Here is a 21,559-nt window from a genome sequence, read left to right on the forward strand (position 1 = left end):
TTTAACTTGTAATTACTCTTTTATTATCTCTTTGTATAGTTCAGGTCTTCTATCTTGAAATAAAGTGTAGTATTCTGATCTAAGCTTTCTAGGCAATTCTAAATCTATTTCCCCAGATACTATTCCCTCTATCTCATCATTTAACTCTTTTAATGGTCTTCCAACAGGATCTACTATTTTACTATGGCCAAAAAAGCCCAATTCTTTATCTTGTCCAATTCTATTAGCTGCTACTAAATATATGCAATTATCAAATGCTCGTGCTCTTGTTACTAGATCCCAATCATCAGAATATGGCTTTTCCCAATTAGTATTAACCACAAGAAGCTCAGCCCCTTTCAAGCAATACGTCCTTGCAACTTCAGGAAATGCAGTATCCCAGCAAATCATTACTCCAATTTTTCCAAAAGAGGTATTAAAAATTGGGAACTCACAGCCTGCTTTAAAATATCTTTTTTCTGTATCAAATAGATGTACTTTTCTATATACTCCTGCCACTCTCCCGCTACTATCTATACACACAGATGAATTGTAGAGAACATCTGTTAGATTACCATCTTTTTCTGGAAATCCATAAACTATATTAGTACAAAATTTTTTTGCGAGTTCACTTATGACTTTTATACTATTACTACTTTCCACTACTTCAGCTAGTTCTTTAAATTTATTACCACATTCATATCCAGATGTTATTAACTCAGGAAATACTATTAAGTCAATTTCACTATCTTTCTCCATAATCTCATTTATGAATGTAACCATCTTTTCTAAATTATACTTTACATTATTTAGTTTTGGCTCCATTTGAACGCAAGTAACTTTTATTTTCATCTTTCCATCCCCTTACTTCTAATACGTAACCCTCTCTCTTTTCATCACTTTTAATCTTACTTTTTCCAAATATATTACTAATAGCAAAGCCTATTATAATCCATGCCAATACTATATATGGGAATAGGTTATTAGGAAACTCTGGTATAGGATAAACATTAGAATATAATACATATAACAAGGCTGCTATTGATGCTATTGGTATTATTAAATGAGTTTTTCCCCATACTTTGTTTCTTGTAAAATAAACCATAGCTCCTATACTTGTAAATATATACGAAACAAGTATAGCTAATGATCCTATTGTTGCCAAATAATCAAATACTTCTATACCATCATGTTTAAATAATGCAACTTGAACTATATCTGATATTACTATTATTAATATTAATCCAAAATATGGTGTATTATGTTTAGGATGTATTTTCATCATCGCTTTTGGCATTATTCCATCTCTACCTAATGCAAATAACATTCTTGAACCAGCACAATAAGATCCAAGCGCACAAGAAAAGTTTGAACATGCAGCAACCAACATCAATATTGTACCAAATCCTGCTGTCATATATTTTGTTGATAAATCTGAAAGTGGAAGTGTTGAAGAAGATAACGCCTCAAGTCCTTTTGCATCAAGACCAAAACCTATAACTTGTGCATAACTACAAACTAAGTAAAATAAACCTGATAAAAATACAGCACTTATTATTGCTATTGGAATGAATTTTTTAGGATTCTTTGTTTCTTCACCTAAACTTGAAGCACTTTCAAAACCTATAAAAGAAAGAAATGCAAATACTGAAGTTGAAGCTAAAGCTGATGTGCTAACCCCGTTACTCTTAAAAGGAATCAAGCTCAAACCATTTGTAGTACCAACTTTAATTAAAATTACAACTGAAAGTAATAGTATAAGTAATATTGATATTCCTTCTATTACTAGAATAATTCTATTACATATCTTTGCATCAATGATTCCTAATGCAATCATTGCAATAGATGCTATTATTGAGATTGGCATCCAATTCACATGAAATCCAAATACAGATAAAAATCCAGAGAAGAAATTACCAAACCCTGCTGCAGTGCCTCCTGCTAATGCAATATAGGCAAGTAATAGTGCCCATCCAGATGTAAATCCCATTTTATTTCCTAGGGCTTTTTTAGTAAAAGCATAAAGTGAGCCTGATGCAGATATATAATGATTAAATTTTATAATCGAATATGATACAAGACCTACTACTATAGTTGAAATTAGAAATACAAGTGGTGCAGAAAACGAGCATGTCTGAGCCATTAGAGATATATTTAATGACATCGCTGCTGTTGGTGCTATAATAGCCACTGATAAAGCCACTGTTTCAATAATACTTAAATTATCCTTCTTTAAACCTGATTTTTCCATAATTATTCCTCCTAATAAATATTTTCTAATTTGGATAACACAAAAGGCGCACTGATTTTTATTTCAGTGCGCCTTTGCATCTAATAAATTATTTTAAATTTCTATGTTATAATGACTTGTAATATATATCCTTAATTTCTTCTAATGAAAATTCCTTAGGATGATTTGCTATACTTGGTTTCGAAACCTTAATACAGTTTTCAGCCATCCATTCTACATCTTTTTCTTCAATACCGAGCTCTCCTAAAGTAACTTTCAAATCAATTTTTTTCAGAAAGCTTCTTATAGCATCTGCACAATCTGCTGCATCAGTGCCTCCTAATAATTTAGATATGTTACTGTACTTTTCTAAATTACTTTCCCATGATTTTTCAACAATAATTGGTGTAAGTGCTGCCAATCCTTTGCCATGAACAATATCATGTAAGCCGCTCGCTGGATGTTCAAGTCCATGAGGTGCAGTTACTCCCGCTATTCCTATCACCATTCCACCTAGTGTACTTGCTAAAGTTACACTATCCCATGCATCTAAGTCACTTGGATCATTGTACACTTTAATTAAGTTCTCTGATAGTAATTTTATTCCATAAAATGCTTTCATATCTGTTAATGGTTGTCCTATTTTTGATAAATACGCTTCCATATTATGTGCTAATGCATCAAATCCAACAGATGCAAGTATGCTCTTTGGCATTGTCACCATAAGTTCTGGGTCAATAATTGATGCTTTTGCAATAATTATATTTGTTCTAAGGGATTTCTTATCCTTAGTTTCAGGATTTGTAAGAACTGAAAAACAGTTTCCTTCACTTCCAGTCCCACATGTTGTCGGAACTAGAACTATAGGCAATGCTTCACTCCCTTGTTTAATACCAAATATATATTCTGATATATCTCCAGGATTTTTAGCTGAAAAGGCTATACTTTTGGCTGCATCCATAATACTTCCACCACCAAGCCCTAAAACAACATCACATCCAGTTTCTTTTATAACATCCACCCCTTCATATACAGTTGTAGTAAGTGGATTTTGCTCTACTTTATCAAAAATTTCATATTGAACTTTTGCTTCATTTAACAAATCTATGGTCTTATCAAGTAAACCACTTTTTTTTGTACTGTTTCTCCCAGTTACAATAAGCGCTTTCTTTCCATACTTAGCAACCTCAGTTCCTATTTCATTACTTCTCCCTCTCCCAAATAGAAGATTTATTGGTAAATTATAATTGAAATTCATTTTAACTCCCCCTAAGTAGTTTAATTGTTGATTATAAACTACCGATAATTTCTGTTTATCTTAGCATTTTCTTATAATCTTAATTTTCAATAAAAGAATATAAAAAAATGCCTTTATTAATAATAAAGACATCTTTGTCAAAACTATAATACCATATTCGCAATATATATTCTATAATTTTATAGACAATAATTTAGTGCACATTGGACAATTAATAATTTTCTTGTTATTTCAGTGTTAATACTAAAATTTTCAGCTATAAGATAAATATTCATAAACAAATAAATGTTGTAACTTTTGTTACATACTTATTATCATATAAAAACTATACTTTAGTTAATGAATTACAAATATTAATGAGGTGTTAATTATGAATATAGATAATTTGATGAGAGAACATAAAGGTATTTTTGAGGAAATAAATTATATAAATGAGTCAATTAATAATAAAAAATTCGAATCTAATCTTTTGGATATAACTACTCATATAAACAAACTTGCTGGAAAGTTGAAAATTCATCTAAGTTCAGAGGACAAATTTTTATACCCTAATCTACTTAATGGAGATGATAATAAACTTAAAAACCTAGCAAATTCATATATTAATGAAATGGGTGGAATTTCAGATACATTTACAAATTATAAAAATAAATTTAATACAAAGAGTAAAATAATATCTGAAGGCAATGAAGTTTTTATAAGCGAAACAAAAAAAATCTTAGTTGCTATAGAAAAGAGAATTAGTAAAGAAGAAAGTGAGTTATATAAATTAATCAGATAGATTTATATAACTAAAATAAACTCGATTCACTTAAAACTAAGCGAATTGAGTTTATAAATATTTTTCCTATATATTCTTATTTATCTTCAAATAATGCAGTTGATAAATAACGTTCTCCTGTATCTGGTAATAATGCTACAACTGTTTTTCCTGCATTCTCTGGACGTTTTGCTAATTCTGTTGCAGCAAATGCAGCAGCTCCTGATGAAATACCAACAAGCAAGCCTTCTGTTTTAGATAATTCTCTAGCAGCAGAAAATGCTTCTTCTGTTGTTATTTTTATAATTTCATCATATATTTTTGTATTTAAAACGTCTGGTACAAATCCAGCACCAATTCCTTGTATTTTGTGAGGACCTGATTTACCTTCTGATAAAACTGGTGAATCCGCTGGTTCTACTGCAACAATTTTAATATTTGGATTTTTAGACTTTAAGTATTCTCCAACTCCTGTAACAGTACCACCTGTACCAACACCAGCAACAAATATATCTACTTTTCCATCTGTGTCTTCCCATATTTCAGGACCAGTTGTATTTTTATGAACTTCTGGATTGGCTGGATTTACAAATTGTCCTGGTATAAATGAATTTGGAGTCTCATTTGCTAACTCACTTGCTTTAGCTATAGCTCCTTTCATTCCTTTTGCTCCTTCAGTTAGAACTATTTCAGCTCCATAAGCTTTTATAAGACTACGTCTTTCTACACTCATTGTTTCTGGCATAACAATTATAACCTTATACCCTTTTGCTGTACCTACAGATGCAATACCGATTCCTGTATTACCACTAGTTGGCTCAATTATTACTGATCCTGGTTTTAATAAACCTTTGTTTTCAGCATCTTCTATCATAGCCTTTGCAATTCTATCTTTAACGCTTCCTGCTGGATTAAAATACTCCAACTTAGCTAATATTGTTCCTTTTAAATCTTTTCCCTTACTATAATTTGCAACTTCTAATAATGGGGTTCTACCTACTAATTCTGCTAAATTCTTATATATCTTTGACATTCCAACCACTCCTTAAACTTTCTCATATAATTCTTATCAGTTTACTATGTTATAAGTATATTCTTCTGTTTTTATATAGTCAATACTTTTTTGTATATTTTAAAAAGTTTTGTCTAAATTACATATATATGCAATTGATGATAAATATACATACTAATAATTATTTTTTTAAAATAAAATAGTAAATTTTTATTTTTGATATATTATTACATTCTATTTTCTAACTATTTATAGTAATTTATTCACGATTCAATTATTACTAATTTTTAAAGAACAAAGTTTCAGGTGACTTTAGATAAATTCCGTATTGTGCTTCAAACTCTTTTTATATGTGTAGATTTCCTACAGAATAAAAAATAAGCAAATTCCTAGACTCAGGATATTTTGCTTATTTTTCTCTATATTGAAACACATCTTGATTCTGATATTTGTTTTAATATATATTACTTTATGAATTTAATCACTCCATCTTTTCTTCCATGTGCCTTCGGTGTATTAGCAGGATACCCTAAAGCTGCCATTCCCCAAACAATATGGTTTTCAGGTATTTCAAAGCTATTTAATACTTCCCTTACTTCTTTTTCATCACAAATATTCTTTAATTGATTAACCCAACATGAACCTATTCCTAGTGAATTTGCCATTAAGAATATATTTTCTAATGCACAAGAACAATCTGCAAGTCCATTTGTATTCTCTCTATCATTAGACAACATAATTAAAGTTGGAGGCGCATAAAAGTTATATCCAGCATCTCTTTTCAAAGCTTCTCTAACTACTTTTGCAAGCTGCTCCATCTTTTCTTTACTTTGAACAACTGTAAATTGCCAACTTTGTTTGTTCATTCCGCTTGGTGCATTTACTCCTGCCTGTAAAATCAAATCTAATTCTTCGTCTTTTAATTGTTCTTCATTAAAAGCTCTAACACTTCTTCTTGTTAATATGTTTTGTAATACCTCATTCATGATAACATCTCCTTTTACACAAAAATTTTTATACGTTATTTTTCCATTTAATTTAAAGATAATTAATTATAGTTTTATATTTAAATTATACCACTATATCAATTTTATAACTAATTACATCAATCTGGTCTATTAATATCAACTTTTCTATTCATTAGGTAGTTTGATATAATCAATGTTACTTTTTCTATATTGCACAGGTGTAATATTAAACTGTTTCTTAAAATGTTTATAAAAAGTAGGAGTATCCTTAAATCCACAAGAATAAGAAATTTCTGTTATATTCATTTTCGTGGTTTCAAGTAAATTCACAGCAGTATTTAACCGAAAAGAAATAAGATATTTCTGAGGTGAAATTTTATATTCCTCCATAAATATTTTATATAAATATGTTCTATCAATTCCAACATATTTAGCTATATCGCTAACTTTGATATCATAGCCAAAGTTATTATAAATATAATCGCGGGCCTTATCAGCATATGACTCACAAGTGTTTTTTTCTTTTATATTTACCTGATTATACATGCTTGAAAAACACATATACAACTGACCAATGAGAGCATATTCATTGTGACTATCTTCTTCATAATTATGTATTAGTGAAAGTAGTCTTTCTTTGAAAATCCCATTACTATTATCCTTAAAAATTAAATTATTTTTTGATAATCCACAATTTTTTAGAATAGTGCTAGCATCATTCCCATCAAAACTTACCCAACAGTACTCCCAAGGCTCTTCTTTATCTGCTTTATAATAGGTAGATTCACCTGGACAAATTAAGAAAGCCTCTCCTCTTTGTAATTCATAGCATTTGTTATTTACATAATATTTCCCTTTTCCATTTAAAATATAATGCAAAAGATAGTGATGACGAATGGCAGGCCCAAAAGAATGAGATGGTGCACAAATTTCATGGCCTCCATAGTATATTGTTAAAGTACTGATTGATCTATATTTTGAAGTAAATTCTAACTTTGCTTCCATTAATTAATCCTCCTCTAGGATACTTATATACTTTATGAATATAAATATAGAAATATTCAACATAAGCACAATTTCTAGAAACATAGAACATAGAAAGTATACATTTACAATTATATAATTTATTTATAATAAAATCAAAATTACTCAAGGAGGATGATTATATGAAAATTACATTTATGGGCGCTGGAAGTACTGTATTTGCAAGAAATGTGCTAGGCGATTGTATGTGCACAGAAGCACTACGAGATAGTGAAATTGCACTTTATGATATTGATGAGGAAAGATTAAAGGAAAGTGAAATAATCCTAAATGCAATCAACAAAAATATAAATAATGGCAGAGCTAATATAAAATGTTTTTTAGGCATTGAAAATAGAAAGATAGCACTTAAAGATGCAACTTTTGTGGTTAATGCTATTCAAGTTGGAGGATATGATCCTTGCACAATCACAGATTTTGAAATTCCTAAAAAATATGGCTTAAAACAAACTATTGCAGATACAATGGGAATCGGTGGAATTATGAGAGCTCTAAGAACAATTCCCGTAATGGCTGACTTCGCAAAAGATATTGAAGAAGTATGCCCTGATGCATATTTCTTAAACTATACTAATCCAATGGCTATGCTTACAGGTTTTATGCAACGTTTCACTAAAGTGAAAACAATTGGACTTTGTCATAGTGTGCAAGTATGTTCAGAACATTTGTTAAAAGATTTAGGCATGGAAGATAAATTAGAAGGTAGAAAAGAGCTAATTGCTGGTATTAATCATATGGGTTGGTTATTAGAAATATATGATAAAGCAGGCAATGATTTATACCCTGAGATTAGAAAAAGAGCTGAGCTAAAAAATTCTGGTGAAGAAAAACATAAAGACATGGTTCGTTATGAATACATCAAACACCTTGGATACTATTGCACTGAGTCAAGCGAACATAATGCAGAATATAATCCTTTTTTCATTAAATCAAAATATCCAGAACTAATTGATAAATTTAATATCCCTCTAGATGAATATCCAAGAAGATGTATTGAACAAATTGATGGCTGGCAAAAAGAGAAAAACGAAATATTACGTGATGGTAAAGTTATGCATGAACGTTCAAAAGAATATGCATCTTATATTATGGAGGCAATTGTGAACAATATTCCTTATAAGATTGGCGGTAATGTAATAAATACCGGGCTAATTGATAATTTACCAACTGATGCCTGTGTAGAAGTTCCTTGTATGGTTGACTCTATGGGAATTCATCCAACTCATGTAGGAAAACTTCCAACTCAACTTGCTGCTATGAATATGAGTAATATAAATGCTCAGCTATTGACAATTGAAGCAGCAGTTACAAAAGATAGACGTAAAATCTATCAAGCTGCCATGATGGATCCACATACAGCTGCCGAATTATCTATTGATGACATTATAAAAATGTGTGATGAAATGATCCAAGCTCACGGAGATTATATGAAAGACTTTAAATAAGATTAGCATATTCATATAATTTGAGTATACTAACAAGAAAATAATAAGTTGTCTATGAATTATTCTTAGACAACCTATTATTTAGCTAACTCAATATGAAACTATTATTTAACATAACTACCATAACCAATAGCAGTTGGTAATTACTCACTACTTCTTTATAAATAATCTATAGACTTGTTTTATTCCAATCTCTCCATTAACTTAAATGAATACCCTATCTCTTCTATCTCTTTTCTTGAAAGTATTCTTCCTTCCTCTGGCCTTTCATTTAATTTAAAAACTATGGCTTTTTGCCCTACTTCCTGCTTAAAATTTATACGGTTCATTTTAATATCCATATTAAATGTATCAGATACTGCTTCTGCCGTTGCCTCATGGCCTATTGCAGATATAAATCCATTTTCAATTAGAAGTTCTTTTGCCTCCTTTATGTCTATGTCACTTATTTTATATACTCCATTTGTTGTAGCAACAGTTCCATTAAATATTCCTATCTTCATTCTCATCACCTCTATTAATATATTATTACATAAACTTTGTCCTTGCCAATGTTTTCCTTGGAATAATATACTTTTATCCTATAAATAAAGTATTTACAAGATACAAAGGAGCACCTTTCATATGCTCCTTTTTAGACGTAATATACTGTAATGAAATTAAAGTTCAATAAAATTCTAATTTTTATGGTTATTTATATAACATACTTAATTTCTTTATTTTCGAACAAGTCCTCTATTTCTTTTATAAAGAATTGTTTCATTTCATCTATATTTTCTTTTGGATAAACGTACTTTCCATATCCAAATTGACCATATTTGAATTTACGCTCTTCATCACTCATTGGTAATTCACTTTCTGGAAAAATCTGAAGTATTATATTTTTTGCTGTTGATGTATAACGATGAGATATTATTTCAAAGGTCACTGGAGTTTTTAAATCCCTTGGCAGATTTTTACTTAAGCTTAGCAATAAATCATGATATTCTTCTTTCCAATTTGGATAAATGAACACAGGTGCAACTAAAAAGCCAATTGGATATCCTGCTTTAGCCGCCTTTATACTAGCTTCTATCCTTAAGTCACGAGAAGCTGTTGCATGCTCATACTTATTAATAACTGATGATGTATTAATGCTAAATCTCATTTCAGTATGACCATTATGCTCTAAATCCAATAGTGAATCTATATCGTTATACTTTGTCACGAATCTAAATCTAGCATTCTCATGCTTACCAAAAAATACGATAGCCTTTTCAAGTGAATGAGTATAAGGTTCCACTGGTATTGGATCTGATGTAGCTGCACCTTCAAATATGGTTATTTCAGGTAGCCTTTCATCTATATACTTCTGAGCTTGACTTAAAATCTCATCAATATTTACATGTACCTTCACAAAAGGTTTATCTCCGAGTTTTGTATTTAAATAACAATATTCACATTGCCCCATACACCCTGATATTAGTGGTAATTGATAATGAGCCGAAGGCTTACAAGATTGAAATTTCAGACTCTTCTTCGTTCCAACCACTAAAGTCTTCTTTCCTTCCCTATAATGAGCATAAAAATCTTCTCCAGGAATATGCTGTTTTAATTTATTTGAAGTAATATTGATAATTTCAACATCCTCTTTATCTTTAAACTTATTTAAAATATTTTTAGCTGCCTCATAGTCTAATGAATCTTTTTCAAATATAACTCTTTTAGGTATAAACATATTTTTTCAAAAAACCAGCATATATACGCTGGTTCTTTTTCTCCTCTCTTTATATTTATTGTGTGTTTGCTTATATAAAGCTAGTATTTGCTAAAAATTATATTATATATACCTAAATTTACTTTTAATTACTTAATATTATTTTGTGTTTTATAATTGCTTATTCTATCCTTAAGCTCGTTTACATTGGGTTTCCTATCTATTGATATTTCTTGCTTATTATCTAATTTATAAATAACAGGAACTGGCTCCCCTTCTTTTAAGAACTCTAATTCTGCATAACGAATGCCTGTTGTTACTTCCCCTAAAAACTTATTTCCATTCTGCTCTAAAACATCAAGTTCTAATTTAACTTCTTCCAATTTTCTTGAATACTTCTTCCCTGTTTCTGTTACCTTTCTAATAAGTCCCACACTTTTAACTCCATTAGCCAGAGCTTTCTTATATCTTACTTCCCTTGAAATCATTGTTGTAATTATTATCGCTAAAGGAATAATTAATGCTAACGTTGGAATCATTAATGGCAATCCAGCACTAACTCCTCTCTCATTTGTTTTAGTGAAAAAATTCTGCATAATAATAAATAAGCTAAAACCAGCAGCTGCTACAATTAAAATTGCTGATAGATAATTTTTATCTTGTTTCATATTCGTTCTCCTTTTTTATATTTTAATGTGAAATTTTAATACTATAGATGGATAATATATAATTTAGACTTATAGTGAAACATATCGAAATTATAAATATTTTTCTTATTTTAAGAGTTTTAATTTTATAGTGATTGATTATTCATATTTAAATAGGGCTTAATAGTGGCATTGTTAACGTTAAACATTCTGTGCTTACTGTGCCTTCCTATAAAATAATATGTAGAATACTTGTTTCAGATTTATTATAACATAAATAATAAACTTAATTAATAAATTAAATATGTAATTATACTGTATTTTTACCATTGATACGGTTAATCTAAAATTTTTGTATACATTTTCATTTTATAAATTTCTTTTACATAATAAGCATTATTTGTAAAATAATTAACATTATGATAATATTATACTGAAAATAATCAATTTTAGGGGGAAAACATAGTGAAAAAATGGGAAGTTGAAGCTGACGGTATAAAACATACAATTGAATATAAAGTCGGCTTTACAAAAAAAATTATTGTAGACGGTGAGACTTATAAGGTGAAGTCTTCCAATGCATTTATCAATTTGATAGATTATGCAATTTCTTTTGGCGATACAGACTGTAGGTTAGTAGTTATTGGGGCTAAGGCAGACTTAGCTGTTAATGGAACTTTCTTAGGCAGCAAAAAGCCATACGAGCCAATAAGCAACTTACCTGTATGGATTTATGTGCTTGTAGGCTTGAGTATTTTAGGTGGCATGTTATTTGCAGGAATTCTAAGCCTTATTGTCGGTCTTTTAATGAGTATTTTGTATATTCAATTTGGGCTCAAAAAAAAGACTGGCCCTGTTATTGCATGCTTCATTATTTGTAGCGCAATTCAAGGTCTGATTGGATGCTTTCTTGTATCTTTACTATATTTATACTAAAGGATATATTTGTTTATGGAAAATGATAATAAAAATATTGTAACGGGAAAATCAACAAAAGCTGTAGTAACTAATCAGATTAGTAAAAAAAATAGTGGCCTAGCAGTAGTTTCGTTAGTATTAGGAATTATGGCTATTATACTTTTTTGGGCTTTTTCATACCCAATAATTCTAGGTCTTGCTGGTATAATTATCGGACTCATTAGTATCGCTAAAAAACGTGATGGATTAAAAATAGCAATTGCTGGTATAATCACATCTATAATAGGCTTATTAATTGGCATCATTTTTGTAGTACTTTATATATTTTGCATATTTTAACTCACAAATAAATTTCGAGCATAATATATAAAACTTTAATAATATTAATATATAAACTTGCGCCTTCATTATTATGATAAAAGTTCTACACAAAGACCACCGTTCTAAAATAACTTAGGACAGTGGTCTTTAAAATTATATATAAACTTTACTTAAGAATATTTTATATTAATTAAAAGTTTAGTTACTGCTGAAATTTAACTGTATTTAACATATTTTCTTTAATCTATCCTTCATTATTTTCATCACTCTTTTCTCTTTATATTTAAAGATAGATATGAAATTTTACCCCAATTCCATTTTATAATAGCATCCATATTAGTAAAAAACAACTTTAAATTACTTTAATTGGATGATATAATGTACTTTGTTAACTACTAAACTTAAAATGATAGGGGTAAAAAATAATGAAGAAAAAAAGAATAATTAGTTTTTTAGTATTGGTGGCGTTACTATTTAGTTTTTTATTTAGTGGATGCTTTGATAGTAATGCAGCAAAAAATTCAGCTGACATTTACTGTTCACTAATATTTAAATCTGATGCTAAAGATCTTCAAAAGATAGGGGTATCTGACTCCGAGAAAGACAATATAGTAAAAGAATACGAAGATAAAATTAAGGATCAATTAAGAAAAAATGTTCTTTTGATGCAATATTCAGCTTCAGATGAACAGTTAAATTCTATATGCGAAGCATATAAAGAAGCACTTTCAAAGATTACCTATGAAACAAAGCAAATTTCTAAATCTGGTGACGAAGCCGAAGTAGAAATTTCAACTACTAATTTTGATATAAAAAAAATCGATGAACAAGCAGCAATGGATGCTTTAGACGAAACGGATAAGATGGAATTTACAAGTAATGAAGAGGAAAATAAAAAATTTGGTGAAATATATTTAAACAAGCTTACAGAAGGATTAAAAAATGCAGAAGTGAGCTCTGATAAATCTTCAAATACATTTAAATTTAAAAAAGTTAATAGATATTGGATTGCAGATGATCAAACTAATTTCGGGTACAAGTTAGTTGAATTAGCGGTAAATAAAGATAATCCTAATCTTAATATTGATGAAGAAAGTATCTCACCAAAAGAAAGTGCTGAAGTTCTTTGGAACTTAGTAATTAAGGAAGATAGTAGCGGCATGGAGAAACTTGGTTACAGCAAAGCTTTTGGCGAAAGAATAATTAAGAATATAAATAAGAATGATTTTAAAACTTTTAAGAAAGAATCTGAACAATCTGGTATTTCATTATCAGATGATCAACTTCAAGGAATGATAACTGCTCTAAGAAGTGCTATAAGTAAAAACTCAGTTAATTTTGAAGAAGTGTCTAAAACAGATAATTCTGCACAAGTTAAAGTATCATCAACATTTATAGATAGAGATCAAATCTCTAAAGATGCTGTAAATATTACTACATCTCAGGCACTATCAAATGGTATTAGAGATAAACAAAAACTTACAGAAGCTTACGTTGCAAACCTAATAGATTCAATTAATAAGGGCCAAATAAGCTCAACAACAACTGAAAATACATTCAGCTTCACCAAAGTCGGAAATATATGGTTGCCATCAGATACAACTAATTATACTGAAAGCATTTCTAAAATGGTTATGAAATAATAAAATTTATTGAGTGATCTATCAAGATTTTTAAATATAAATAGTCCTATTCATTAGGGCTATTTATATTTTGTATATGCATTATTTTCATATAATAAAGGAACACATATTTTTTCAATTAAAAATATATATTCCTTTTATTTTTTAACTAATCAATACAGTGATATATTTTTACTCTTTATTCTTACTAAAATAATTATAAAATAAAGTTCTTTCTTCTATATATTCCTCATATAGAACTTAGATTTGTATATCTATTTGCTCACCATTTTTGATTTTAACTCTAACATCTAATATTCATTTTCAATGCCTACTTCTTTAAACTCCACCACTTACATGAAATTCCGTTTTATATCCTTCAAAGCTTTCTAGCATATCAAATTTATGAATCATATTATTTATTACTTTTATTGGTACGCTTCTAGCTCTAGTCCTATTCCTAGAAATAAGTTCGTTATATGGCACTTCAATATAAATAAACTTGACTCTAGCTCCATAGGATGAAAATAAATCACATAACTTCTTTCTAGTATCACTTACAATATTTGTTGCATCCCATACAAATGGCTCCTTTAATCGCAAATAATCCTTTGCTCTATCTTTTGCAGCCATGGCAATCTTACTTGAATTATCCCTTGGTGATACATTAAATTCTTCTCTTATATCGTCTAAGGAAATCACATGCATATGGCTCAAATTTTCTTTTATATAAGTATCCTTACCTGCAAGTGGAAATCCAACCATTACTACAACTTCAAAACTTGTAATATCGAATACTTCATCACCATACCATATATTTTTACTATTAAAATATTTAAACCTCGTATATTCATTTCTAAATTGTTTTTTAGAATAAAAGCATCCAATTTCAATAGAGTATTCCCTAAAATACTCTATCTTATTTAAAAGCTCTTTTTTATCACAACATTCTCTTCCTAACAGATCTGCCTTTGACAAAAGATATAATAAATTCATGTCCAAACATTCACTGGCTTTAATTAAATTATATTCTAAATCTTCTTTCTCCATAAAGAGTAGTGGCAAGCCATGATATTTTATTAAGGCTGCAATTTGTTCTCTAGTTTGAAAGTCAATTTCATATTTTTTAGCATATTCCATATAAACTAGTTCTCTAAACCTCTTTGCTCCTTTTATGGCATGCTTTGGAGATACTATTTCTCCCTCTTCAATTTTGGTACAGCTTATTTTCCCTATATCATGGAACAAGGCAGCTAAATATAAAACCACCCTTTGCTTATTAGAAAGTTCCTTCCATTCATCTAAATTCAAAAGCTTATCACACACATTTTTAGTGTGAATATAAACATTCCCTTCACCATGATATTTTGGATTTTGAGGTATTTCAGTAAGGTTATTTATAACTTGAAAGTTATCAGCTATACTTTGAAAATCAAATTGTTTATTAATTACATTTTCAAATAAATCAATCTTCATTTCTTACACCTCTTCTCCTAGAGAAAATATATCTAACCCCTCTTTAAGTTTATTGGGAATGATAGGTCTATTAATCCAATGAGTTTCAGAGTCTAATATAGTATTTAAAAAAGAATTCCTTACATATTTAAATCTATCTATAACTTCATTTTCACTTTCAACCTTAATATATAATCCTTCCATTAAGTCTGATGAATCTGTTTGCTTTTTTGCAATTTCATAAGACAAATTTAATTCTTCACATTGCTTTTTAAAAACTTCTTGGCAGTTTTCAGATTTAAAATTAGATCTACCTAAAAACGAAGTTAACTCTTTTAATTTATTCAATTTTCCTTCATAGAGTACTAAAACTGAAGTAATAGATTTATGTCCTTGAAGCATTTCCTTTCTTCTTTTAGTACTTAAAAATTTACTTTCCAACTTATCGTAAATATCAAATTCCATAAAATAATGAGTGAGTTCATCATAGAAAACAGTGTGTTTTGCATATAGCCATTCCCCATACATTACATATCTATTTCCTAGTATGCTTTCAAGCTCATTTTTATTAGAATTAGCCCACATTTTAAATAGTGAAAACTGCTTTTCACCATATCCTCCATTTAAAAAATGACCTCTACTCTGCAAAAGTAGATTTCCACTTTTGTCAAAGCTGATTCCTGTGTTCGCTCCATCAACTTTTTCTTCTACAACTATATATTTATCTTTAATAACTTCAAATTTAACACTTTTTAAATCATCATCGCCAGCTTGAAGCCTTGATCCCTCAATGTGGCGAGTTCTTGGATATTTAAACATTCTGTCCATATTATCACTTCTTTCTTAGTTTATTTATCTGATGTCTAGCTACTGTAACACTCACATCTTCTTTTAAGTGGGAGATAACAGTTACTTAAACCCTAGACATTGTGTCCCTGATAGTATAAGTTCAACTTATTATTTTCAATGAGAAATTTATATTGAACATCTACAATCACAAAATCTCTCCGTGCACCAATATTTTTACAAAATAAAAAGTGCTGCGAATTTAACTTTTCACAACACAAATAAACTAAAAAAGATATTGCTTTTTTAGAGAATTAAACATTTAAAAGAAAGTAATAATAAAATATCACATCTTATAATTGCCTTTGCTATGTTATTGAAAAGTATATTCTAATTAGGCACATTCAAAAAATAGCAAGTCCATCTGCCATTTTATTTTCATGCGATTTAAATAAGAGCATCTCAAAAAAGAAGTTTTCTTTAATATAAAAACTTTTATTTATCATACTTTTAATAAATCTCTTAATTTTATATCAAATATTCTTGATATAATCGACTACCTAATAAAATTAGATATAATCTATTAGAATATACACATTACATAGTTCTCTTCCTCTCAAAATTACAATTTATATAAATATAACATCTTAACATTTATATGTCAAATTAATCCATATCACAACTATTTTGGCTTCTTTTATAACTTTTAATATGATATACATTTCCATGCATTTTAACAATTTGACAAAAATGAGGTTCCATCTATATTGAAAATTTTCCGAATTTGATACACATTTTAAATCTCAAAAGGTACCACTGATACAACGTTCCATGATTTAGACGCTAAATTGCTGTGATTAACATAAACGCTAAAGATACATCTCTTAATAATAATGTCACTAAAATAAAATTCTACTACCATTTTTCACTTAATATTTCCTTTCTTTTTGCTTCATATTCTTCTTCACTTATAATTCCATCTTCTTTAAGACCTTTAATCTTTCTCAACTTTTCATCAAAGTTCTTATATTTTCCTTCATCAGATTCATTATCTTCAAAATCAATCTGAAATGATGCAACTCCATTTTCACTAAAAACATTGATAGCATTAGCTACTCCTATTCCGATAGCTACTAGCGTCCAAACAACACCAAATGCACCTGTATCTGGTATAGCCTGAGTTATTCAAATATACGTCATACCAGCTCCAGCAACCATACCAATAATTGATATACTTTTATTTGGTTTGACTCTTCCCCTCTTTGACATATTACGTCCTCCTTAAACAATTTTGTTTAGACTTTATACATTTTCACAAATATATTTTGACGTATTATTTCTAACTTACACAACGCTTATTAATACTACATTATTAAAATCTAAATTATCTATATATCAGAAATATAGCTTTTTGCTATAATTATACATCTCCTCGCCAATCATTTCCATTAATTTCATAAATATTTGCTGAATAATACTCAATATTAACCGAAATATTAGTAACTATACCTTGAAATATGTCTGTTACAGAGTTATTCTCATCTTTTAAAGATAATGAAATGTTTGAGCCTTCATCTGCTCTTTCAACATAATTATCAATTCCAAATTCATAAAGTATTTTCCCTCATATTATATTTTTTTACATAATAAAAGAGCATCTATTTCTCCAATTTGAAATATATACTCCCTCATTTATTACAACATTTAATCCAATAATTTATCATACTATTTTATTTTTATTAATTTAATTCTCTCTTAATTTTTAAAACCTCATCAACACTTAACCCTGTTCCCTTAGCAACCATATCAACATCTAATCCCATAACCAAAAAATTCTTTGCATTTTTTATTCTTTCTTCTTTTATGCCCTCTTCTCTAGCACTTTTAAGTCTTGTCATTTGATCATGAAGTTCTGCTTCTCTTGCTTCATATGCTGCTCTTGCATTATCATCTTTACTTATAACTTCAAGAATATTATATGCTTTTTTTATTTTTTCATTTTTTTCTGCTAACATTTCAAACGCCTCCTTATTTCTTGATTGTAGGAACATCATCCATTGAACCAGTGGTTCAGATTCATCTTTTTGAATATTATTATCAAACAATTTGGGTAATTCTAAATAATGAATCTCGAATACATCTGTTAACTTTTTATTTGTTTCATCTTCTGTAATATGAAAACTTGTATGAAGTTTATTTATTTCTATACAATTAAAATCAACTATATTTATTGTTATACATTTCTTTAGTTTATCATATGTATCTCCTGATTTTATCTGACCATTATACATTTTACTCCAATAAAATAATGTTCTTTCAGCCATGTAATCGATATATAAAACTTGGATTTCTATATCTACATGTTCACCACTTTTAGTTTTTGCTCTAACATCTAAAATTCCTTTTCTATCTTCAGCAAACTCTCTTAATAGTTCTGTATTAATTAGTTCTATATCTTCTAATTCATCATGTGGCATTTTTAATATTGAATTTAATAATTCTATTAATAAATCCTTATTTTTCTCATCTCCAAATAATAATTTAAAGACAAAATCATTTTTAGGTGAAATTATAAAATCTTATTTCAGTTAATAGCTTAACAAAAATAATGTCTCATTTATAGTGAAAATTCTCCAAATTTGATACACTTTTTAAATTGCTAATACTATCACTAATATCAACAGTTTTATGATTTAGTAGCTAAATTGCTGAATATATTGCAGTCACTATACTTACTTTTTTCAGTGAAAATAATATTTTAAAAATAACAATTATTTTTCTACATTTCTAAATATAGTTAACATCTTATAAATTTCTTCTTTCCTTGCCAAGTTTTGTACCCAATTATCAGGAATAGCTTGAAAGCCATAATATGTTCCTGCCATTCCACCAACAATTGCCGCAATAGTATCTGTATCACCGCCCAAATTAATTACTTTAAGAACAGCTTCCTTATAACTGTCTGTTTTTAAAAATGACCATAATGCTGCTTCAAGTGTATCTATTACATATCCTGATGAGTTTATTTGCTCTTCGTCACAAGTTGCTATTGTCCCATCCAATATTCTTCTGTAATTATCTATTTCTTGAGAATAACTTTCTATACAATATTTCTTTACAAATTCAATAGTCTTCTTGTATGCATCATCCTTTTTATTTCCATGCAGTAAATTTATCATAAACTCTATATAGAAAATGCAAGCAAACTTGGAACGTTTATGTGAATGCGTCAATGATGATACTTCTTCAACTATTTCTATTCTCTTAAGTGGCAACATTATTTTTACATAATATGCCAATGGCAAAACTCTCATTAATAAACCATTACCATTATCTTGCTCAGTTTTTCCACCACATTCTACAGGATTTATTCCATGTATCATTCTATCAATAGCATCTCTAGTAGAATTCCCAATATCAAAGACCTCACCATATGGTGTTAAGTATCCACATCTGTAATACTTTATAAAATTTTCTGCTACTCTTTGTACAGAATAATCGTTATTAATACTTTCAACTAGACATAATGTTAATGAAGTATCGTCTGACCAGGTACCAAATGGTTGGTGATATGTTCCATATGCCCTCATCTCTTTTATAGGATCTCTTTTTCTTTCATCTCTAGTAGAAAACTCTACAGGAACTCCCAAAGCATCTCCGACACAAAATCCAAATAGTCCACCAAACATTTTACTATCATACTGGTTATTTATTGCAATGTCTATTAATTCAATACTCTCATACTTTGGACATTCCTTGCTTGGAAACATAACATATTCAGGTTTATTTTCATTATCATACATTTTACAATGAAGCGCATTTCCTTTTACAAAATGCTTGCATTTTTCACATTGTGGGATAGATATTAAAACATTTCCTCCACTTCCGTACCTTTCATAAGATTCTATATCCAATTTCCAACGTTCACTAATCGGAAGTTGCTTTTTTCTTTGCTCATCAATATATTCTCCTTTATTTTATTATTACTTTAATATAGAGTATCCCACCCCTAGTTTCAGTATCTGTAATAAGCATCTTTTGACCTGCATTAAATGAGCAATCTAGCTTTTGCTATAATTATACATAAATTTGTAAATATTTTCGATTAATCCTTGCTTGAAAACATTCAATATTCTAAAAATAGATAGACTTTCCCCTACCCCAAAAATTATTTCTCCATTATTATGTTTTTTTACTCTTTAAGCAATATTGAAAACCAACTCTGATTTATATTCAATCAGATACAATCCCTTTAGCAAAAGTCTTACAATTTCTCGTTGTATTGAAAAATGCTTTCTCAACCGCCTAAATAGAAATAATTACATTATGTTTGATGCAATAAATATCAAATAAAGTACAGCTTCAACTGCTTTACCTCCATGCACAAAGCAATGTTCTAAGCCACTTTCTTTTTTCAAATTATTAAAAATTGAATTTTCAATATCCCAGCGTGCTCTTATTATTTTAAATAAAGTTTCAAGTTCCATATCCATACAAGTCGTTATAATCATTATTTGTGACCTCTTTTTATTTTGATATTTCATTGCATATTTCACAAAACGCAATGGCTCTTTTACCTTGTCCATAATAAATACTAACTCATATACTTCAATTTTTTCAAAACCTCTTTCATCTGTCCAAACTTCAGCTTTCTCTGACTTATTTACTCTCTTTTTCACTTCTCTAATGCTTTTATTATTGTTATTCTTCGTTCTAACAATTGTATCAACACCATGATGCCTACAATGATTAATCCAAACGGAATTACAGACAAGAGCATCATAAACTACAACATCAATTAAACTTTTATGAACTCTTAATACATCTGTAAGCAGCCTTTTTGCCACATTTTGTTCTCCTTCATCCTTTGATTCCGAATCTTGTCCTGGTCTATAATTTTCAAAATCAATAACAAGCTTTGGTCCTTCTCCAACTATTGACATAACGACTCCACTATGAAAACAATGAGAAAAACTTTATTCTCTACTGCCTTCTTTATTATATATTCATTTATTTCTTTTAAGCCTTTAATATCAATAACCTCTAAAGTATCTCTAATACTATCAACCAATGGCAGCCTTGTACCTCTTGGAAATAGTTTGCTGAATTCATTATTTTTAATCATCAAATTCAATTCATTAAAACTTTTGATTCTAAGTAAAAAACCTAATAGTACAAGTGTTACAGCCTTTGCTGCATCATATGTAGGATTAACTCTCACATCTGTTAATTTATTTAATCCACTTTCAATATGATATACATTTTTCATGTATCTTATTAACTTAGCAAAGTAATTTTTCCTCAATTTATAAAACCTCATTTCGGTTATTAGTTTAACAAAAATGAGGTTTCCTTTTATAGTGAAAATTCTCCGAATTTAATACACTTTTTAGATTACTAAAAACACTAGTGATTTCA

Annotated in this window: 21 protein-coding genes; 5 read left to right on the forward strand and 16 right to left on the reverse strand. The window is 28.9% G+C overall.

The features are described 5' to 3' along the window. Positions 1–12: 12 nt before the first annotated feature. From L3B96_RS03775 to L3B96_RS03785, 3 genes are all read right to left on the reverse strand, one after another. Complete coding sequence (locus L3B96_RS03775) at positions 13–831, reverse strand: carbon-nitrogen hydrolase family protein (RefSeq protein ID WP_238858885.1); 819 nt, start codon at positions 829–831, stop codon at positions 13–15. Then, positions 785–2,230 (reverse strand): APC family permease, encoded by a 1,446-nt coding sequence (locus tag L3B96_RS03780; protein WP_238858886.1) that lies wholly within the window; start codon positions 2,228–2,230, stop codon positions 785–787. Before L3B96_RS03780 ends, L3B96_RS03775 begins: the two co-directional genes overlap by 47 nt. 106 nt (positions 2,231–2,336) lie before the next feature. Continuing rightward, positions 2,337–3,467, reverse strand: coding sequence for an iron-containing alcohol dehydrogenase (locus tag L3B96_RS03785; protein WP_238858887.1), 1,131 nt, complete (start codon positions 3,465–3,467; stop codon positions 2,337–2,339). 370 nt (positions 3,468–3,837) lie between these two features. Here L3B96_RS03785 and L3B96_RS03790 point away from each other — a divergent pair, with 370 nt between their 5' ends. Next, a complete protein-coding gene (locus tag L3B96_RS03790) occupies positions 3,838–4,248 on the forward strand; it encodes a hemerythrin domain-containing protein (protein ID WP_171787537.1) in 411 nt (136 codons plus the stop codon). Between the two features lie 76 nt (positions 4,249–4,324). Here L3B96_RS03790 and cysK read toward each other — a convergent pair whose 3' ends face one another. The 3 genes from cysK to L3B96_RS03805 form a co-directional block, all read right to left on the reverse strand. Next, positions 4,325–5,260: a cysteine synthase A gene (cysK, locus tag L3B96_RS03795; protein ID WP_077830614.1), complete on the reverse strand. Its 936-nt coding sequence runs from the start codon at positions 5,258–5,260 to the stop codon at positions 4,325–4,327. Positions 5,261–5,703: 443 nt separating this feature from the next. After that, positions 5,704–6,225 (reverse strand): nitroreductase family protein, encoded by a 522-nt coding sequence (locus L3B96_RS03800; protein ID WP_012060514.1) that lies wholly within the window; start codon positions 6,223–6,225, stop codon positions 5,704–5,706. 147 nt (positions 6,226–6,372) lie between these two features. Next, the gene (locus L3B96_RS03805; protein WP_238858888.1) at positions 6,373–7,212 is read right to left on the reverse strand and encodes an AraC family transcriptional regulator; all 840 of its coding nucleotides are present in this window, start codon (positions 7,210–7,212) and stop codon (positions 6,373–6,375) included. Between the two features lie 161 nt (positions 7,213–7,373). Here L3B96_RS03805 and L3B96_RS03810 point away from each other — a divergent pair, with 161 nt between their 5' ends. Further along, the gene (locus tag L3B96_RS03810; RefSeq protein ID WP_238858889.1) at positions 7,374–8,696 is read left to right on the forward strand and encodes an alpha-glucosidase/alpha-galactosidase; all 1,323 of its coding nucleotides are present in this window, start codon (positions 7,374–7,376) and stop codon (positions 8,694–8,696) included. A gap of 182 nt (positions 8,697–8,878) precedes the next feature. Here L3B96_RS03810 and L3B96_RS03815 read toward each other — a convergent pair whose 3' ends face one another. From L3B96_RS03815 to L3B96_RS03825, 3 genes are all read right to left on the reverse strand, one after another. Beyond that, a complete protein-coding gene (locus L3B96_RS03815) occupies positions 8,879–9,199 on the reverse strand; it encodes a YddF family protein (RefSeq protein ID WP_012060517.1) in 321 nt (106 codons plus the stop codon). A 191-nt stretch (positions 9,200–9,390) separates the two neighbouring features. Beyond that, positions 9,391–10,413: a spore photoproduct lyase gene (gene splB / locus L3B96_RS03820; protein WP_238858890.1), complete on the reverse strand. Its 1,023-nt coding sequence runs from the start codon at positions 10,411–10,413 to the stop codon at positions 9,391–9,393. A gap of 128 nt (positions 10,414–10,541) precedes the next feature. Further along, positions 10,542–11,060, reverse strand: a complete 519-nt coding sequence (locus L3B96_RS03825) for a hypothetical protein (protein ID WP_238858891.1) — start codon at positions 11,058–11,060, stop codon at positions 10,542–10,544. A 444-nt stretch (positions 11,061–11,504) separates the two neighbouring features. Between L3B96_RS03825 and L3B96_RS03830 the strand changes: the two genes are divergently transcribed. The 3 genes from L3B96_RS03830 (at position 11,505) to L3B96_RS03840 (ending at position 13,921) form a co-directional block, all read left to right on the forward strand. Further along, positions 11,505–11,975 carry a hypothetical protein gene (locus L3B96_RS03830; protein WP_236896185.1) on the forward strand — a complete coding sequence of 157 codons (471 nt, stop codon included), beginning with the start codon at positions 11,505–11,507 and terminating at the stop codon, positions 11,973–11,975. Positions 11,976–11,990: 15 nt separating this feature from the next. Further along, the gene (locus L3B96_RS03835; RefSeq protein WP_238858892.1) at positions 11,991–12,296 is read left to right on the forward strand and encodes a hypothetical protein; all 306 of its coding nucleotides are present in this window, start codon (positions 11,991–11,993) and stop codon (positions 12,294–12,296) included. A 407-nt stretch (positions 12,297–12,703) separates the two neighbouring features. Then, positions 12,704–13,921 (forward strand): DUF5105 domain-containing protein, encoded by a 1,218-nt coding sequence (locus tag L3B96_RS03840; RefSeq protein WP_236896181.1) that lies wholly within the window; start codon positions 12,704–12,706, stop codon positions 13,919–13,921. Between the two features lie 318 nt (positions 13,922–14,239). Here L3B96_RS03840 and L3B96_RS03845 read toward each other — a convergent pair whose 3' ends face one another. The 7 genes from L3B96_RS03845 to L3B96_RS03875 form a co-directional block, all read right to left on the reverse strand. Continuing rightward, on the reverse strand, positions 14,240–15,376 hold the full coding sequence (locus L3B96_RS03845; RefSeq protein WP_143765805.1) for an AAA family ATPase: 1,137 nt from the start codon (positions 15,374–15,376) through the stop codon (positions 14,240–14,242). 3 nt (positions 15,377–15,379) lie between these two features. Beyond that, on the reverse strand, positions 15,380–16,183 hold the full coding sequence (locus L3B96_RS03850; RefSeq protein ID WP_236896179.1) for an RNA ligase family protein: 804 nt from the start codon (positions 16,181–16,183) through the stop codon (positions 15,380–15,382). A gap of 873 nt (positions 16,184–17,056) precedes the next feature. Continuing rightward, entirely contained in the window at positions 17,057–17,149 is a 93-nt protein-coding gene (locus L3B96_RS03855; RefSeq protein WP_238858893.1) for an SHOCT domain-containing protein, read from the reverse strand. Between the two features lie 731 nt (positions 17,150–17,880). Next, positions 17,881–18,714 carry an Rpn family recombination-promoting nuclease/putative transposase gene (locus L3B96_RS03860; protein ID WP_238858942.1) on the reverse strand — a complete coding sequence of 278 codons (834 nt, stop codon included), beginning with the start codon at positions 18,712–18,714 and terminating at the stop codon, positions 17,881–17,883. Positions 18,715–18,912: 198 nt separating this feature from the next. After that, entirely contained in the window at positions 18,913–20,055 is a 1,143-nt protein-coding gene (locus tag L3B96_RS03865; RefSeq protein ID WP_238858894.1) for an ADP-ribosylglycohydrolase family protein, read from the reverse strand. A 405-nt stretch (positions 20,056–20,460) separates the two neighbouring features. Next, positions 20,461–21,084, reverse strand: a complete 624-nt coding sequence (locus tag L3B96_RS03870) for a transposase (protein ID WP_238858895.1) — start codon at positions 21,082–21,084, stop codon at positions 20,461–20,463. After that, the gene (locus L3B96_RS03875; RefSeq protein ID WP_238858896.1) at positions 21,075–21,410 is read right to left on the reverse strand and encodes a hypothetical protein; all 336 of its coding nucleotides are present in this window, start codon (positions 21,408–21,410) and stop codon (positions 21,075–21,077) included. The genes L3B96_RS03870 and L3B96_RS03875 overlap by 10 nt, the downstream gene beginning before the upstream one ends. Positions 21,411–21,559: the final 149 nt, after the last annotated feature.

The organism is Clostridium sp. YIM B02569, assembly GCF_022320765.1.
GTDB classification, from domain to species: domain Bacteria; phylum Bacillota; class Clostridia; order Clostridiales; family Clostridiaceae; genus Clostridium; species Clostridium beijerinckii.

Excerpts from the sequence above, each read along its gene's own strand:
- L3B96_RS03775 (WP_238858885.1), bottom strand. The coding sequence starts at position 831 with ATGAAAATAAAAGTTACTTGCGTTCAAATGGAGCCAAAACTAAATAAT.
- L3B96_RS03780 (WP_238858886.1), bottom strand. The coding sequence starts at position 2,230 with ATGGAAAAATCAGGTTTAAAGAAGGATAATTTAAGTATTATTGAAACA.
- L3B96_RS03785 (WP_238858887.1), bottom strand. The coding sequence starts at position 3,467 with ATGAATTTCAATTATAATTTACCAATAAATCTTCTATTTGGGAGAGGG.
- L3B96_RS03790 (WP_171787537.1), top strand. The coding sequence starts at position 3,838 with ATGAATATAGATAATTTGATGAGAGAACATAAAGGTATTTTTGAGGAA.
- cysK (WP_077830614.1), bottom strand. The coding sequence starts at position 5,260 with ATGTCAAAGATATATAAGAATTTAGCAGAATTAGTAGGTAGAACCCCA.
- L3B96_RS03800 (WP_012060514.1), bottom strand. The coding sequence starts at position 6,225 with ATGAATGAGGTATTACAAAACATATTAACAAGAAGAAGTGTTAGAGCT.
- L3B96_RS03805 (WP_238858888.1), bottom strand. The coding sequence starts at position 7,212 with ATGGAAGCAAAGTTAGAATTTACTTCAAAATATAGATCAATCAGTACT.
- L3B96_RS03810 (WP_238858889.1), top strand. The coding sequence starts at position 7,374 with ATGAAAATTACATTTATGGGCGCTGGAAGTACTGTATTTGCAAGAAAT.
- L3B96_RS03815 (WP_012060517.1), bottom strand. The coding sequence starts at position 9,199 with ATGAAGATAGGAATATTTAATGGAACTGTTGCTACAACAAATGGAGTA.
- splB (WP_238858890.1), bottom strand. The coding sequence starts at position 10,413 with ATGTTTATACCTAAAAGAGTTATATTTGAAAAAGATTCATTAGACTAT.
- L3B96_RS03825 (WP_238858891.1), bottom strand. The coding sequence starts at position 11,060 with ATGAAACAAGATAAAAATTATCTATCAGCAATTTTAATTGTAGCAGCT.
- L3B96_RS03835 (WP_238858892.1), top strand. The coding sequence starts at position 11,991 with ATGGAAAATGATAATAAAAATATTGTAACGGGAAAATCAACAAAAGCT.
- L3B96_RS03840 (WP_236896181.1), top strand. The coding sequence starts at position 12,704 with ATGAAGAAAAAAAGAATAATTAGTTTTTTAGTATTGGTGGCGTTACTA.
- L3B96_RS03845 (WP_143765805.1), bottom strand. The coding sequence starts at position 15,376 with ATGAAGATTGATTTATTTGAAAATGTAATTAATAAACAATTTGATTTT.
- L3B96_RS03850 (WP_236896179.1), bottom strand. The coding sequence starts at position 16,183 with ATGGACAGAATGTTTAAATATCCAAGAACTCGCCACATTGAGGGATCA.
- L3B96_RS03870 (WP_238858895.1), bottom strand. The coding sequence starts at position 21,084 with ATGTCAATAGTTGGAGAAGGACCAAAGCTTGTTATTGATTTTGAAAAT.
- L3B96_RS03875 (WP_238858896.1), bottom strand. The coding sequence starts at position 21,410 with ATGAAAAATGTATATCATATTGAAAGTGGATTAAATAAATTAACAGAT.